Below are 15620 nucleotides of genomic sequence, written 5' to 3'. Positions count from 1 at the left end.
GTTCTCCTTGCTCACGTCGGTCCTCATCGCTGTCCCCCCGAGACCGGGTCCGCCGCGTTGCCGGGCTCACCGAGCCCGATGAAGACCGTGGCCGGAACAAACTTCTTCGTGACTTCGTCGCCGGCCTCGTTGAAGAGGCTCACGTCACAGGCGGGCGGCGCGCAGGTCTCCATATTCCAGACGATCAGGCTGACGCCGAACGGGTCGTTGACGATGCCGACCATGGCCTGGCGGCCACCATTGCTGCTGGTCGTGTACAGGTTCGGCCAGAACTGGTCGGCGTCCCGGCAACCCGCGCACGGCAGGCCAGTGCTGATCGTGACGCCCGACTTGGTGCGGGGCTGCGGCACCGCTCCGGGCAGCGACGGACCGGCGTTCCAGTCGACCGTGCTGTTTCCCTCGAGCGTCAGGTCATGGATCTCGGCCGTGCCCGCTGAACGCAGCAGGGACGGCGCGAGGTAATCCTTGACGGACTGCTCGAAGTGGTCGATCGCGTTGTCGTCTCGCGGTCCGACCAAGGTGGTGAGCTGCCGCTGGCTGAACGGCTTGGGCAGGTTCGCTGTCGATGCCGCCGGGCCGGAGGCGGTCATCCGGGTCCAGTTGAAGTAGGGAACCGCGCCAGGCCGGTCGGCGTGGATGCGGTGATCGACCCGGTCGAGGTCCGAGGGCAGGACCCGGTGCGGCAGGCTGCTGGGAATCCGGCCGGTCGTGTGGAACGCCAGCGCGTAGGCCTTCGACACCTCACTGTTGCCGCCGAGGACGACCTCGACGCCGCCTTCGGCGCCGCTCCCGATCCGCTGGATGAGCGTGGCGGCCGCGGTCGGCGACACGGTCACGATCGGCAGCGCCGTGTACGGGCCGACCGGCGGGCAGCTGTCCGGACCGTCCTTGCATATGCCGCCCTCGGTGAGGTACGTCGGCAGGGTGATCCGATTGGTCTCGCCGGCCACCAGCACCCCGACCGCGCCCGCGGCGGCAGCCGCCGCCACTCGCTTGCGCAGTGCGGTGAGGTCGCAGGTCGTCGTGCAGATGTCGGTGGGCCTCAGCAGGACGAGCGCGCCCTTCGCGTCGACCTTGGCGAGTTCCTCGGCCGAACCGGTGCCCGCGTGGACAACGGGCTTGTTCCCGTTGGTGGGCAGTCGGGGAATCGTCAACCGCACGAGGCGGCTCTTGACCTTCCCGTTCTCGTCCTTCCATTGCTGGCCGCCGGCGAAGATGGTGGCGTCGGGCGTCGGGTAGCGGGCGTCCAGGTCGAAGGAGTCACCGTTGCCTGTGGCCCTCATCGTCACGGACGGCGGTACCAGGACATGCTCGCTGTTGAAGGAGAGCGTGCCGACGCTCACCTCACCGGTCGGCAGGACCCACCAGTGCGCCTCACCGGGACCGTAGTCGGCGACCAGCCGCGAGCTGATCCCCCAATTGCCGTCCGCGGAGGTCCGCTGAAGCCTGAAGGACGCGCGGTAGGTCTCGGTCGGCTCCGGGGTATTCACCCTGACCGGCTTGACCTTGCGCAGGTCCAGCTCCACGGTGGTCGGCCCGTTGACCTCCACCTGCGGTGCCATCGGTGCGGCCTTGTGCAGCTCACCGGCCGCGTCCCGCCACGTCACCGCCATGGCCGCCGCGACCGTGCCGGCGAAGACCTGTGCCTTGGTCGTCTCGCCGCCCGGTACCGTCACCGGCTTTTCGTACAGGTGCAGCTTGTCCTCGTTCACCGGGACGACCAGCGCGTTGCCGTAGGAGAGGTCGGTGGCGCCGGCCGGGGGAATGACCTTGATGGTCAGGTCGTGGCGGACCGGCTCCAGGAACGCCGAGATCCGTGACGATCCCAGCTGCGTCCCCGCGCTGTCGTTGGCGATCAGCGCGCCGGTGTATCTGCCGTACTGCCCGGCACTATCCAGCACCCTGCCGTCCATGGTCACCGTCACGTCGGCCGAGCCCTTGGCGGGCACGGTCACGTGGTCGGCGCTGAGCGTGAACAGCCCCGCCGGTGCGGGCTTGCCCGAGGAGGTGGTCTCGGCGGACAGCGTGAGGGTGATCGGCTCGTCGGTGAAGTTGCTGTAGGTGACCGTCCTGGACACCGGCGCGTGCGGGTATGCGGCCCGGCCGAAGTTCAGGTTCCCGTCCGGGATGATCTTCGGGTCAATCGCCTTGACCAGGTCCACCCGGCCGGCGCCCTGCTCGTACAGGTCGTGCCCGAGGTCCTTGGCGGTGGCCATCAGCAGCGCCTTGATCTGCCGTCCGTTGAACTCCGGGTGCTGCTGGGCGATGATCGCCGCGGCGCCGGTCGTGTGGGGGGTGGCCATGGAGGTGCCGCTGGCGGACGTGTAGAAGTCGTCCACGGGCTTGCCCATCCCGGTGCCCTTGGCACGGGCCGCGACGATGGCGACGCCCGGAGCAGCGATGTCCGGCTTGGCCCCGCCGTCCCCGACGCGAGGTCCGCGGCTGGAGAAGGGGGCCATCTTGTCGCTCTTGTCCACGGCCGCGACGGTCAGTGCCTCGTCGGCGGAACCCGGCGACGCGACCGTCGAGGAGCCCGGGCCGTTGTTGCCCGCGGCGATGACGAACAGGGTGCCGTATTTGCGGCTGAGCTCGTTGACCGACTTGCTCAGCGGGTCCGTACCGTCGGTGGGCTGGCCGCCGATGCTCATGTTCACCACGCGGGCACCGGACTTGGCGGCCCACTCCATACCGGCGACGATCGCGTCGCCGGCGCACTTTCCTTCGGCGTCGCAGATCCTGCCGATCTCGAGCTTCGCACCGGGTGCCACACCGCGCAGCCGCCCGTTGGAGGCCTGGCCGGTGCCAGCGATCGTGGACGCCACATGGGTGCCGTGTCCGTGTTCGTCCACCGGACCCTTCGGGCTGCCGGTGAAGTCGACCGCCTCGGTGATCTGTCCGGTGAAGTCGGGGTGGGTGGCGTCGATGCCGCTGTCCAGCACCGCAACCTTGACGTTCGAACCGTCGTAGCCGTGGCTCCAGGCGGTGGGTGCGCCGATCTGCGGTACGGACTGGTCGAGCTGAAGCTTCGTCAGCTCGTTCAGCCACACCTTCTTCACTCCGTCCAGCGGGCCGGCCGCCTTGGCGGCGGAGACGGACTTGCCGGGGTTCTTCTTGCGCACCTCCCGCCACCACTGGCCGTTGCCCTTGACGCTCATGGAGCGGCCGTTGATGCTCGACAGGACTCTCTTGGCGGAGGTGCCGGCGGGAGTCGCCGCCGTCCGGGCGTTGGTCTTGGCGGTGAACGTCTCGATCACCGGGACCTCACCGGTCTTGCCCTCAACCGCCCAATCGGCCAGCTTGGCAAGGTTGAACAGCTCCCAGTCCAGCAGGTCGGCACGCAGCAGCGGCAACGCGTCGTCCGGTACGACGTAGTCCTGGCCGTCCCTGGTGACGGTCTGGAAGACAACCGACTCATGCCCGGCCCGCTCCGCGGGCTCGATCGAGCGGACGAAGGGCTTCCGGTCCTTGCCGACACCGATCGTCACCTTGTCACCGGTCACCAGCGTCAGCTGCAGGCTTGCCTGAGTTCCGGCGGCAGCCTTCAGAAGGTCGTCGCGGGCCGACGCGGCCAGGTTGGCGGTAGCGGAAGCCGGGGCTGGGGCCGGGCCGGCGGCACTCGCCGAGGCTGTCGGCACGGCCATCCCGAGGACGGTGATGCCGACAACCGCGATGGCGAGCCGTTGTCCCGAGCGTCTCATCGCCAGGCCTCCTGAGATGCCGTTCTTTCGTATTCGCCGTGAATATGGCGGGGGATGCACGAATTCCTCCTACTCGTCGCGGCAAAGCATTTGCTGGCCGCATCGACCAGATACTGAGGGTTGGTCAGAGATAAAGGCAACTGACTGACCGTGGCGGATTTCTTCCATGCCGCAAACCCGCCACAGCAATGGACCGGACCACCGGCGGGGAGACGCCATGCAGCCTTGGCGATGCTGGTCAGACGCGACGGATCACCATCGGCGCCGCCTGAGGGGCTCCCGAAGATTCCGAGACACGAACGCAATGGGATTGCCCTGTAAGGAATCGAGGGAATTAGCAGACAGCGGGTCCATGTCCGCCTCCCTCCGGATTTTCGCAAAGAATCGGTCCAGCGGGCACAGAAATCAAGCAAGCCGATTGCTCCGCGGCATATTTCGCGAAAAATCTTCGGCGGCAAGAGGATGCCTCACGTGGTGATGGGCCGGCGGTGCAAGACGCACGGTTGTGGGTGCCGATCCATCGCGTCGACCGGTTCCTGACGGGCTGTGGGAGTCGCTCCGTTGCTGCCGCCGCCCACTCCTCGCCCGCAGGGCTGAGGGACCGCGCCGCGTGGTGAGCAGGCTCCGGAACACCTGGCGCGGGTGCTCGGCGTCGACGACCGCCACGATCCCCGCGGTGTCGAGACGGTTGAGCACCATGGGGTAGGGCGAGGGGCCGCGGGTGCGGCCCCTCGCCCGGCGTTTCTCCGATGTCATTCGGAGCCGAGATTGAGCCGCCAGGCTCCGAGCCCGTGTGTCGCGGCGTAGAGGATCCGCTTGCCCGGCACGACGGTCAGGCCCGCCACCTCGACGTTGGGCATTCCAGGAGCACCCTGAGTCCACGTCTTGGTCCCGGCCGCGAGCCGCAGCACGCCGAAGTCGGTCGCCGCGTAGAGGTCACCGGAGGTGTCGTCACGCACCAGGTCGTTGATCGGCTGGTCACCGAAGTCGTACGAGCGGTCGGTCCAGCCGGCTTTGCCGGTCTCCGAGTCGAACCGGACCTCGAACACGTGCCCTGCGGTGTCCGGCGTGGCCGAGTTGAAGCCGCTGTAGGAGATCCAGGCGTGGTTTCCGTCAGCGGGGTCGACGTGGATGCCGCTGATGAACCGGTTCGGGGTCGACGCGTCGTCGATCCGGGTCCAGGAGACCGAGGCCGCCGGTTCCGCGTCGATGTTGCGGGAGACGAAAACCCGGCCGGTGGTCGTCGCCGCCCAGGCGGTGCTGGTGTCGGCGGTGGTGCGCTCGATGGCTGCCACCCCGCCCCCCTTCCGGTCGCCCCAGGCAGCGTCGTTGAGCGGCTTGGACCCGAGCTCGACCCAGTCGCCGCACTTCGTCTGACGGTCGCGGGTCCTGGAGTTGCAGACCTTACTGGCCTCCTCGACCGTCCGGTCACCGAGCCCGAACGTCTTGGTCCGGTAGACCGACCGGCCGGCGCCGGCGAATATCGTGCCGCTGACCTTCGGGTCGCTGAGCATAGGCGCATAGAACTCGGTGAAGGCCTTCCCGGCGATCCCCTCGGTGGCCCAGATCCAGTCGTCGTTGTTTCCGTTGTTGAAGTTCACCTCCACGGTCGTGCCGGAGAAGGTGTGGAAGCGGAACTCCGGCCGGCCGACATCGAAGCCCGACTGGCCGCCGTCGCCGATCGCCGTGTTCCGCCACAGGCTCGGGCTGCCGTCGGTCTGCCAGGTGCCGTTGTCCTGCGTCCCGCCCTGCAGCACGTTGCTGTTGTGCGGGCTGACCGACAGACTGTTGAACTGCAGCGTGCTCAGTCCCTTGTTGAGGCTGCGCAGCTCAGACGGGATACGGGAGAGCATCTGCAAGCAGCGGGGCTTGCTTCTCTCGGACAGGTTCCGGCGAGGGTCGTCGCACCACGCCGAGCGGTCGACGAACGTGCCGCTGGAGCGCACCACGCCGCCGTCACTGGCCGAAAAGAACTGGAACGGGTTCTTGGGGTTGGTCACCAGGGCCTGCTGGTCCGGGTGCAGGCCGTTCGGATGCAGCCGGTCGGTGCCGTCCATCGTCATGTCGGTGCCGGTCGCCCCGGCGTCGGTGGACAGGATCACCGCCTTCTTGTTGGAGATGTTGTCACCGTAGGAGTAGGAACCGCCGACGTAGACCATGTCCGGGTGCCCCTCGGGGGTGTGGACGACGATGTCGTACCAGCACGTCTGGGTGCAGAGGCCTGACCAGGCGTACCCGGGCTTGGTGGTATCGGAGGTGGCCAGATCGGAGAAGGCAGGGGTGCCGGTGGCCACGTCATCGCTGCGGAACAGCCGGGAGGCCGGCTGGGACATGTTGCCCTCGTAGACGTACATCCGGGTCTTGCCGTTCGGCAGCCGGGTCACGTCGAAGTTGGCACGGGTATAGGGGAGCGTCGCGTTGAGCGACGGCTTGATCTGCGTCCAGGTGGTGCCGCCGTCCGGCGACCGCCAGATGCCCCGCGACCATACGGACGCGTACACGATCTCCGGGTTGCCGGGGTCCAGTTCGACACCCTGGACACCTCGCGGCGAGCAGACGCCCTGGTTGGCGTACTCGGCCTGGCTGCCGGTGCAGTCCGCGACATCGGCCGACCCGTTGTGAACCAAGGCCCAGGTGGCTCCGCCATCGGTGGACTTGTACAGACCCCACTTGGCCGCGTCGGGCACCGGACGGGTGATCCCGGAGCAGCAGGTGCTCGAAATGCTGCGCATCGCGGTGGTGGTGCCGGCGTACATCGTCCGGGGGTCACCCGGCTTGACCGTGATCTGACTGATGCCCTTGCCGCCGAGTTCCGCCTTGCCCAGTGGTCCGGTCCAGGTGTCGCCACCGTTGGTGGACTTGTAGATGCCGACGCCGGCCACGCAACCCGAGGAGCAGGTGTTGGCCTCGCCGGTGCCGACGTAGATCGTGTTGCCGGTGGCGTCGTTGCGGTCGAGGCTCAGCGTGCCGACGGAGTTGATGCCCAGCGGTCCGCCGAGGTACTTCCAGCTCGGCTCGTCGGCGAGCGCGTTCTCGGTCCGCCAGACGCCACCACCGGCGGCCCCGATCCACAGCCTGCAGTGACCCGGCACGCAGGTGGGACTGATCGCCTCTGCGGTGGTACGGCCACCCGCGACGTACTCGTTGGGCAGATAGCCGTCCGCGTCGCGGTGCGGGGAGGACGGATAGACCGCTTCCTTGGGCCCCACCGTGACCCAAGTACCCTTCTTCCCCTTGCCGGTCGGGAACGGCCGGCCCTTGGCCGAGCCATAGGCGGCACGAGCGCCGTTCATCTGCTCCAAGGTGATGGTGTCACCGGGGTAGGCGCGATGGCGGAATGCGACCTGTCCGGCGGTTCCGGGGTTTTCCCCCTCGCCTTCCTCGCCCTCCTCGCCGCCTTCCTCCCACGGCTCACCAGGGGATGCCTCGTGCAGCTTGTCCAGATCCTTGCCGGTTTCGGCTCTCTCGACCCGTGGCGTGGTTCCTGACCAATAAGTTGCCACTACACCGGTCGAGAGAGCGAGTATCCCGGCCACAAGTACGGCGATCAACTGGCGGCGTCTGCTCATTGCGTGAATTCCTTTCTGTGTTCGCTGCGACCGGCGGAGCGGCAGGGCAGCTTCAGCACCGATCAAGGTGGGAGTGGCGCGCATCGGCGACCGAGACGACTGCCCGGCAACCGCCGAGCTCTCGCGTCGCGCTGCCCCGACACGAAGACACTCAGGCCGACTTGGAGGCGCGCCCCTTTTACAAGAGAGAGAGGCGAGCGCACCCGTCACCAGGCCGACCACCTGCGGTACGGCCGGTGCGCCCGCCTGCACCTCTGAGGGCGACCACAACAGCAGTTCCCACGGCGACCGCTGGGAGCGCCGGCCGCGGCGGCCAGAGCTGGACATACAGCACGAACATCGCAAACGCCATCCACGCCACCGTCATCACGTCGAACCAGCGCGACGCTTCGATCTTCGCTCCCGGTTCGCTCGGTCCAGAGACTAGGCAATACACGCGCCGGGTTCTGTCCATCGTTTGGTTGATCCGCGAGCCCGCTGCCGGATGGGACTCCGCAGCGGCGACGAGGAGTGGGACAGTCGGGGACGAGCTGTTCTGTGCTGTGGGCCTCGCACCCGAAGACGTGACAGAAGGGTCGGTCTTCGCCGGTAGGGGCGTCGGACCGGGGCCGGTTGTTACCTCCACGGTCGGCGCGATCCGTCCGTCGGCCGATCGGCGAGCTGAAGAGCGCATCAGCGCAGGCGTGAGCGCGGGCCGGTCCCGGAGGACCGGCCCGCGCGCCGTGTCGGAAGGTCGGGGATCAGGAGGACAGAGTCAGCGCACCCTCCCCCGCGGTTTCAGCGCCACGGGCGGGAGTTCGGGGGCGGGCAGTCGGTCGCCGTCGTAGCCCTTCACCTCGCCGAAGCGGGAACTGTTCATCCAGTCCTCCCGGGCCTTCGCAATGTCCTCGTGCGTCCGCCCGATGAAGTTCCACCACATGACGAGCTCCTCCTCGAAGGGCTCGCCCCCGAGGAGCATCAGCCCGGCGTCGGAGTCGGCGCGCAGCGGGAGTTCGGTGCGGCCGCAGCCGAGGTAGAGCATCGATCCGGGCAGCAGGGCCACGCCGTCGACCTCCGCCTCGCCGGACATGGACAGCACGGCGTACTCGAAGTCCGGATCGAGCGGCAGACGTGCCTGGGCGCCACGGGTCAGGGCGATGTCGGCGCCGACGATCGGGGTGTAGGCGGTGCCGGGGGAAGTGGCGCCGTCCAGCTCGCCGAGGATCACCGTGGCGGTGAGGCCGGGGGCGGTCACGGTCGGCAGGTCGGTGTGATGCTGGAAGTGCGGCTCGACGTGGCGGTGAGCGTCGGGCAGCGCAACCCAGAGCTGGGCGCCGTGCAGAAAGCGAGCGTGCGGCTTCGGGCTCTCCTCGGAGTGGCTGATCGCCCGGCCGGAGGTCATCAGTCCCAGTTCTCGCGGGCGGATCGTCTGCAGGCTCCCCAGGCTGTCGCGGTGAAGCACCTCGCCGTCGTGGAGCCAGCTGACCGTCTGCAGGCCCATGTGGGGGTGGGGCGGCACCTGCATCCCGGGTTCGTCGGCGATGTCGTCGGGGCCGTAGTGATCGACGAAGGCCCAGGCTCCGACCATCCGGCGGCCGAGATTGGGCAGCAGCCTGCGAACCTCGGTGGATTCGCCGAGCTGGACGTGACGCGGGTTGAGGAGTTCACGCACCGGGTCGGCGACGACAAAGCCCCGGCCGCCGCAGACGGAGAGTGCGGCCTGGCGATCGAGATTGCTCATGGCGCTCAACCTATTCCTGCGCAGGCGCGGGCGGTCGGTACCCACGCCAAAAGCTTGGTGGAATGTTCAACCATAATGAGGTGTTGTGCAAGCTGACAGCGGGCTGCGCGAACGATTGGACGCACGGCCCGACGGATCGCCGAAGGCCGCGACCGAGGAGGACAAGTGAACGACACCTATTACGAGTTCGGCACGGCAGCGGACCGCTGGGACCGCGCCCGGATGTTCTTCGAGGCCAAGGAGTACCTGACCGCGGCCCGGATCCTGGGCGGACTGGTCGAGGAAGCGCCGGAGCAGGTCGCGCCGCGGCTGCTGCTGGCCCGCGCCTACTACCACTCGGCGCGGCTCGGCAAGGCCGAGACGGAGCTGCGGGCGGTGCTGGAGCGCGACCCGGTGGAGCACTATGCGCGGCTGATGCTCGGCCGCACCCTGGAGCGGCAGGGCCGGCAGGAGGAGGCGACGCCTCACCTGAGGATGGCGGCGGCGATGTCCGGGGACTTCGGCGAGGACATAAGCAGCTGAGACGGCGGGGCTCCGGGACGGACACTGTCCGACGAGGGACGCCCGCCCTCATTCCCGGCCGCTGTGGGTGCAAGACGGTGGGCCCGGTCGGCGAACGCATGCCGACCGGGCCCACCGCTGCGGACGGACCGTGTCCACATGCGTCGGCCTGGGAGGTGGCGGCTGCGTCGACCGGGGCCCATGTCAGCGGAAGGCCGCCACGTGGTGCTCCGCCCAGTGCGCGAAGGTCAGGGCACTGCTACCCCCCTTCAGGCAGCAAAAATTCCGATAATTCCGGTGCGCCGAAGGTCGCCGCCGTGATAGTCCGACGGGTCATGGGAGATCTTGTGACACCTCGACTCGTACTCCACCCGTTGAGTCCCGCCGAGGCGGAAAACGTAGTGGCCCACCGTCCGGGGCCGGGTGCCCTATGGGCACCGGAGTACCCCACCGACGGCGACACGGCCGGGGCCAGGCATTTCTTGGAGCATTGCGCCGACTCCGGCAACCCCCAGCCGTTCGGCGCCTACGAGATCCGCCTCCGCCAGGACGGGCACGCCATAGGCGGAGTGGGCTTTCACGGCGCTCCGAACGCGGAGGGGCAGGTGACGATCGGCTACGGCCTGACCCCTGCGGCGCGCGGCAAGGGGTACGCCTCCGAGGCGCTGCGAGCGCTGCTGGAGTTCGCCCGCGACGAGGGCATCGCCGCCGTGAACGGCGATGCCGACCTCGACAACATCGCGTCCCAGCGCGTCATGGTGGCGGCAGGCATGCGTTTCGTCAGGGCGGACGACCGGGTCAAGTACTTCATCGTCGAATGGTCGGACACGCCGGAGGTGCCGGACACAACGGAGGTGACGTACGTGGTTGAAGCCACCGCCGCGACGGACGCCGTATAAGAGGAGCTCAGGGGCAGAACCCGCCGGGACGCTCCGGCGGGTTCTGCCGTCATACGGCCGACGAGTCGGCCGGCGCCTCAGCTCGCAGCGGCGCCCGCATGGGACGTGGTACCGCCCCCGGACGTCATCGCACCGGTCTTCGGCACGAGCAGTCGCTCGGTCAGATAGCCGAAGACCAGACCGAAAGTGGTCCACAGCGTGGCCTGAACGGCGAGAGTGGCGAGGCGGAACTCCCACAGCAGACTGGCCGGGAAGTCCTTTCCGACCTCATTGAACGAGGGCAGGAAGGCGTAGGCCAGCCCGATGACGAGCACATAGGCGGCGGACGCCGCAATGGACGCGTTCCAGTTGCCGAGGCGGGGAGCCAGCCGCTTGCCGAAGATGACGGCAGCGACGGCCAGCAGCACGCTGAGGGCGACCATCAGGAAGAACAGGGTGGTGCGTTGGCCGATCGTGTCGGGGTTTCCGACAGCCGGCGGATTGGCCGGGTACTTGAGGAATGGCACGACATACACGGTCAGCAGGGCACCGAACGCAATCAATGCGGCCGTGGCCCTCGGGCCGAACCTGCCGATGCGGCCGAGGGCGTAGCAGAAGACCAGCGCGGCGATGCCGCCGATAGCCACGCCGAAGACCAGGACACCGGTGGCGAGACCCGCGGTGGACTGCATGGTGCGGCTGACGAGCTCCTCGCCGCCGCCGTGGTCGTGGCTGTGAGCCTCTTCGAGGGCGATCGCCGCGTTCACCCGGGATTCACCGAGGAAGTAGGCGACCGCAAGAGCGAGCGCGCCCGCGGTAAGTCCGGCCAGCATGCCGCGGACGAGCAGGGCTCTGACGGATATGGAGTTCATGAGGGGTTCCCCTGAGGTGCGCAGCGTGTCAGTGGCAGGGGAAACCGAGCAGGTGGCGACCGTCGTGAACCCACTCGTGGACACCTTCGCCGGAAATGAGGGCGGTGGCACCCTGCTCGGCGCCGACGAAGTACAGGAGGACGAGCATGAGGATGCCGAAGAAGACCGCCCACGGGGCAATGGCCTTCAGCGAGATGGGGGTGATGGCGGGTGTTGCAACGCTTGCGGGGGCAGCAGTCTGTGCCATGGCAGAACCTCCTGAGGGAACACGCGTCCCGATCGTGGTGCCTGAAGACGACAGTGCCGGGTCTGACTTCCCGTACAGGTACGGGTTCACAGTGGCGCGACCGTGCCGGATTCTCACCGGACTTCCATCACACCGTCGTCATGTTCGTCGCGACCATACCGCCTGCGGGCACCCGCCGCCATGGCGCCATCCGCGGGGCCGGAAGACCCGGAGGCCATGGTGTGCTTACCCGAGAGTCCACAGTTCAGGGAGTTGACACCGGTGTTGACGGTACAGGTGATGTTGATCTCACCGGCGCTCAATGCGGCGCTGCGTGAAGCCCGTTTCGACGGCGACGCCCCGCTCGACGCGTCCGGTGTCCGGCGGGCGCGTGCGGCCGCGGACGCGGTGCCTGCCGCCGACCGCCGGGTGTGCGGCGCGGACGAGCGGTGCGCCGGGACCGCCGAGGCGCTGGGGCTGCGGTCCGAGCCCGAACCGTCCCTCCGTGGCTGGGACTTGGGGCGCTGGAGCGGGCGGCGGCTGGCTGAGGTGAGCGAGGCCGAGCCGGAGGCGGTGTCGGACTGGCTGTCCGGCCCTTCGGCGGCACCGCACGGCGGTGAGTCGCTGCTGGACCTGTGTGCGCGAGTAGGCGGCTGGCTGGACTCGTTGCATCGGGACGGCGCCGGTGACGGCCGCGTGATCGCCGTGGTCGAACCCGCAGTGGTGCGCGCTGCGATCGTGCATGCGCTGGGCCTTCCGCCGCAGGCGTTCTGGCGGTTGGACGTCGCCCCGTTGACGCTGACCGAGCTCAGCGGCCGGTCCGGCCGCTGGAACCTGCGCTGCGGGCGGTCCCTGAGCGCCGGAACCGTCGCCCCGTAACCCGGCGTCGTCCTTCACACCGCCGGACCGGCCCGCCCCGCCCGTGACGTCAGGTCACAGCATCTCTCCGGCGACCGGTCGGTCTGTTCGAGTCCGTCGACGGAGAGACCGAAGCGGGCGTGGAGACGGAGCCCAGGAAGGTGTGAGGACGAGAAGGGGCAGTCCGCCCACCCGCCCCTCCTCTCCGCGCGGGGCCCGTCCGTGGGTCCGCCCATACACCCGTACCGCTCGAGCGATGCGGACAAATGGTACGTAAAATGGCCAAGGCGTTCGAACCCACCTTCTCTTCGGAAGGGCGACCGACCATGACCGATCAAACACAGGTGAAGCGGCCCGAAACCACCCGCTCGCAATCAGAGGCCACGCACGAAGCGGGACCGCACGGTGGAAACCGCCGAACGGAACCCGGGTCGCGGGGCCGAACCACGATCGCCGACGGTGTGGTGGCGAAGATCGCCGGACTGGCGGCCCGGGGTGTGCCCGGAGTCCAGGGCATGGGAGGGGGATTCGCCCGCGGCATGGGGGCCGTGCGGGAGCGGGTGCCCGGAGCGGGAGGTCAATCCGTCACCAGCGGTGTCAAGGTCGAGGTCGGCGAGGTCCAGACGGCGGTCGACCTGTCGATCATCGTCGAATACGGATACCCGATCGTCGAGCTCACGGGCGACGTCCGGACCGAAGTGATCGCCGCCATCGAGCGGATGACCGGCCTGGAGGTCGTGGAGGTCAACATCCTGGTGACCGACGTGAAGCTGCCCGACGAGGAAGAGGAACAGCAGGCGCCGGAGAGGCGGGTCGCGTAGCGGTTCGCCGGACCGGATCGCGCGTGGTCGAGAAGGCCCGTCGGACCGCCTCGTCGGCCCGAAACCCCGGCTGTCCCGTGTGATCCACTGCGGTCCTCCCGGCCAGGGATTCCCGGCCTTGGACGGCACTACGGGCCAGAGCGGTCGTCCGCCACGCGGGGACATGCCCTCCGGCGCATACTCGAAGGTGGCCCTGAAAGATTGGGGGACGCAATGATCGTCCTCGGAGTCATTTTGCTCGTGATCGGCATGGTGGCCGGAATTTCCTTCTTGTGGACCATCGGCGTCGCACTCGTGCTGATCGGTGCGGTCCTCTGGATTCTCGGTGCTGTCGGCCACGGGATCGGTGGACGGCGCCACTACTGGTGAGAGGCGGAAAGAACGCTTCGCCCCGCGAGCTGACCGGCACTTCGGGGACGTAGGTGCAGCGTGCATCTGCGCGGGACGACGCACCCCGGAGACGGGTCCCGACGTCCCTCCGGGGGACGTCGGGACCCGTCGCCGACGCACCGGCTCACCAGCCGTACTCAGCCGCGGTACGCCTCCAGCAGGCGCAGCCACACCTCGCTGATCGTCGGATAGGCGGGGACCGCGTGCCAGAGCCGGTCGATGGGGACCTCACCCGCAACGGCGACCGTCGCCGAGTGCAGCAGCTCGCCGATGCCGGGGCCGACGAAGGTGACGCCGAGTACGATCTCGCGGTCGAGGTCGACGATCATGCGCGCGCGGCCCCGATAGCCGTCCGCGTACAGTCCGGAGCCGGCGACGGCGGCGAGGTCATGGTCGACGGCGCGGACCCGGTGCCCGGCGCGCTCGGCCGCGGCGAGGGTGAGCCCGACGGAAGCGGCCTCCGGGTCGGTGAAGACGACCTGGGGGACGGCCGCGTGGTCGGCGGTGGCTGCGTGTGCGCCCCAGCGCTCGGTCGACAGCGGCGCGGTGCCCTGCGCTCGGGCTGCGATCGCGGCACCCGCGATGCGGGCCTGGTACTTGCCCTGGTGGGTGAGGAGCGCCCGGTGATTGACGTCGCCGACTGCGTACAGCCAGTTGCTGCCCTCGACGCGGCAGCTGTCGTCGACCTTCAGCCAGGATCCGGGCTTCAGTTCCACCGTCTCCAGCCCGAGGCCGTCGGTGCGCGGGGCACGGCCGGTGGCGAAGAGGATCTCGTCGGTCTCGATGCGCTCGCCGTTGTCCAGCTCCACGGTGACCGGCCCGTCGGGGCCGGCACGTCGCACGGAGGTGGCGGAGACGCCCGTACGGATGTCGGCTCCGGCCTCGGTGAGGGCCTCGGCGACCAGCTCGCCCGCGAACGGCTCCATCTTCGGCAGCAGCCCCTTGCCGCGGATCAGCATCGTCACGTGCGCGCCGAGAGCCTGCCAGACGGTGGCCATCTCCACGCCGACGACTCCCCCGCCGACGATCACCAGTCGGCCCGGCACCTCCTTGGCGCTGGTCGCCTCGCGGCTGGTCCAGGGGCGGGCGTCGGCGACTCCGGGAAGGTCGGGAACGACGGCGCGGCTGCCGGTGCAGACGGCGACGGCGTGCCGGGCGGTCAGCCGGTGTTCGGAGCCGTCAGGGCCTGTGACGGAGACCGCCTTCGTACCCGTCAGGCGTCCCTGACCCCGGTAGAGGTCCGCCCCGATCCCCTTCAGCCAGGCGACCTGTCCGTCGTCCTTCCAGTGCGAGGCGTAGTCGTCACGGTGGGCGAGAACGGCCTCCGCGTCCAGGGGGCCCTGAACAGCCGCGCTGAGTCCGGGGACCTTGCGCGCATCGGCGCGGGCCACGACCGGGCGCAACAGCGCCTTGCTCGGCATGCACGCCCAGTACGAGCACTCGCCGCCGACGAGCTCCGTCTCGACGACCGCCGTGGACAGTCCGGCAGCCCGGGTCCGGTCCGCCACGTTCTCACCCACAGGCCCCGCACCGATCACCACGACGTCGTACACAGCGTTCTCCACAGCATCTGTCATGGGGGACAGTCTGACCGGGGGTGTGAGCCCCGGCCACATGGGCAGGCGGAATAGCGCAGAACCGGGCACCGTTGTGCCGGACACGTCCGAACGGGCACAGGAAGAGGTAACGAGAGCATGAGCACCGTAGAGCTCACCAAGGAAAACTTCGATCAGGTCGTCAGCGAGAACGAGTTCATCCTGATCGACTTCTGGGCTTCCTGGTGCGGCCCGTGTCGGCAGTTCGCGCCGGTGTACGACGCGGCGTCCGAGCGCCACGGCGACCTGGTCTTCGCCAAGGTCGACACGGAGGCGCAGCAGGAACTGGCGGCGGCCTTCGAGATCCGGTCCATTCCGACCCTGATGATCGTCCGGGACAATGTCGCGGTGTTCTCCCAGCCGGGGGCCCTGCCGGAGACGGCGCTCGAGGACATCATCGGGCAGGCCCGCAAGCTGGACATGGACGAGGTCCGCAAGTCCATCGCGGACCAGCAGAAGGGCGAGAAGTAGGCAGCGCGGGCGAGCGACGCC

The 15620-nt window shown here is 68.8% G+C and carries 12 protein-coding genes and 1 riboswitch; of the genes, 6 read left to right on the top strand and 6 right to left on the bottom strand.

The window, feature by feature from the left end:
* Positions 1–23: 23 nt before the first annotated feature.
* The 3 genes from ACFU8W_RS01805 to ACFU8W_RS01795 all read right to left on the bottom strand — a co-directional run bounded on the left by ACFU8W_RS01805 (position 24) and on the right by ACFU8W_RS01795 (position 8987).
* Positions 24–3698, bottom strand: a complete 3675-nt coding sequence (locus tag ACFU8W_RS01805) for a S8 family serine peptidase (RefSeq protein ID WP_384031286.1) — start codon at positions 3696–3698, stop codon at positions 24–26.
* Positions 3699–4450: 752 nt separating this feature from the next.
* Positions 4451–7267, bottom strand: a complete 2817-nt coding sequence (locus tag ACFU8W_RS01800) for a hypothetical protein (RefSeq protein ID WP_384031284.1) — start codon at positions 7265–7267, stop codon at positions 4451–4453.
* Between the two features lie 754 nt (positions 7268–8021).
* The gene (locus tag ACFU8W_RS01795; protein WP_384031282.1) at positions 8022–8987 is read right to left on the bottom strand and encodes a pirin family protein; all 966 of its coding nucleotides are present in this window, start codon (positions 8985–8987) and stop codon (positions 8022–8024) included.
* 165 nt (positions 8988–9152) lie between these two features.
* Between ACFU8W_RS01795 and ACFU8W_RS01790 the strand changes: the two genes are divergently transcribed.
* Together ACFU8W_RS01790 and ACFU8W_RS01785 are read left to right on the top strand one after the other, a co-directional pair.
* Positions 9153–9509, top strand: a complete 357-nt coding sequence (locus ACFU8W_RS01790; protein WP_384031280.1) for a tetratricopeptide repeat protein — start codon at positions 9153–9155, stop codon at positions 9507–9509.
* A gap of 380 nt (positions 9510–9889) precedes the next feature.
* Positions 9890–10387 (top strand): GNAT family N-acetyltransferase, encoded by a 498-nt coding sequence (locus tag ACFU8W_RS01785; RefSeq protein ID WP_384031278.1) that lies wholly within the window; start codon positions 9890–9892, stop codon positions 10385–10387.
* 77 nt (positions 10388–10464) lie between these two features.
* Here ACFU8W_RS01785 and ACFU8W_RS01780 read toward each other — a convergent pair whose 3' ends face one another.
* Positions 10465–11238, bottom strand: a complete 774-nt coding sequence (locus ACFU8W_RS01780) for a CbtA family protein (protein ID WP_384031276.1) — start codon at positions 11236–11238, stop codon at positions 10465–10467.
* A 28-nt stretch (positions 11239–11266) separates the two neighbouring features.
* The gene (locus tag ACFU8W_RS01775; protein ID WP_384031274.1) at positions 11267–11485 is read right to left on the bottom strand and encodes a CbtB-domain containing protein; all 219 of its coding nucleotides are present in this window, start codon (positions 11483–11485) and stop codon (positions 11267–11269) included.
* A gap of 2 nt (positions 11486–11487) precedes the next feature.
* Positions 11488–11638: riboswitch (adenosylcobalamin (AdoCbl) riboswitch) on the bottom strand.
* Between the two features lie 126 nt (positions 11639–11764).
* Here ACFU8W_RS01775 and ACFU8W_RS01770 point away from each other — a divergent pair.
* From ACFU8W_RS01770 to ACFU8W_RS01760, 3 genes are all read left to right on the top strand, one after another.
* On the top strand, positions 11765–12343 hold the full coding sequence (locus tag ACFU8W_RS01770) for a histidine phosphatase family protein (protein ID WP_384031272.1): 579 nt from the start codon (positions 11765–11767) through the stop codon (positions 12341–12343).
* A gap of 305 nt (positions 12344–12648) precedes the next feature.
* Complete coding sequence (locus tag ACFU8W_RS01765) at positions 12649–13143, top strand: Asp23/Gls24 family envelope stress response protein (protein ID WP_384031270.1); 495 nt, start codon at positions 12649–12651, stop codon at positions 13141–13143.
* Between the two features lie 201 nt (positions 13144–13344).
* Positions 13345–13512 carry a hypothetical protein gene (locus ACFU8W_RS01760; RefSeq protein WP_384032073.1) on the top strand — a complete coding sequence of 56 codons (168 nt, stop codon included), beginning with the start codon at positions 13345–13347 and terminating at the stop codon, positions 13510–13512.
* 158 nt (positions 13513–13670) lie between these two features.
* Here ACFU8W_RS01760 and ACFU8W_RS01755 read toward each other — a convergent pair whose 3' ends face one another.
* The gene (locus ACFU8W_RS01755) at positions 13671–15110 is read right to left on the bottom strand and encodes a dihydrolipoyl dehydrogenase family protein (protein ID WP_384031268.1); all 1440 of its coding nucleotides are present in this window, start codon (positions 15108–15110) and stop codon (positions 13671–13673) included.
* A 117-nt stretch (positions 15111–15227) separates the two neighbouring features.
* Here ACFU8W_RS01755 and trxA point away from each other — a divergent pair, with 117 nt between their 5' ends.
* Positions 15228–15599: a thioredoxin gene (gene trxA / locus ACFU8W_RS01750; RefSeq protein WP_345519221.1), complete on the top strand. Its 372-nt coding sequence runs from the start codon at positions 15228–15230 to the stop codon at positions 15597–15599.
* The last annotated feature ends 21 nt before the right edge of the window (positions 15600–15620 follow it).

Origin of the sequence: Streptomyces sp. NPDC057565, from assembly GCF_042801455.1 — a bacterium.
In the GTDB taxonomy this organism is placed as follows: Bacteria; Actinomycetota; Actinomycetes; order Streptomycetales; family Streptomycetaceae; genus Streptomyces; species Streptomyces yanii.
Note: the sequence above shows the minus strand (reverse complement) of the source record. Positions and strands in the feature narration are given on the sequence as shown.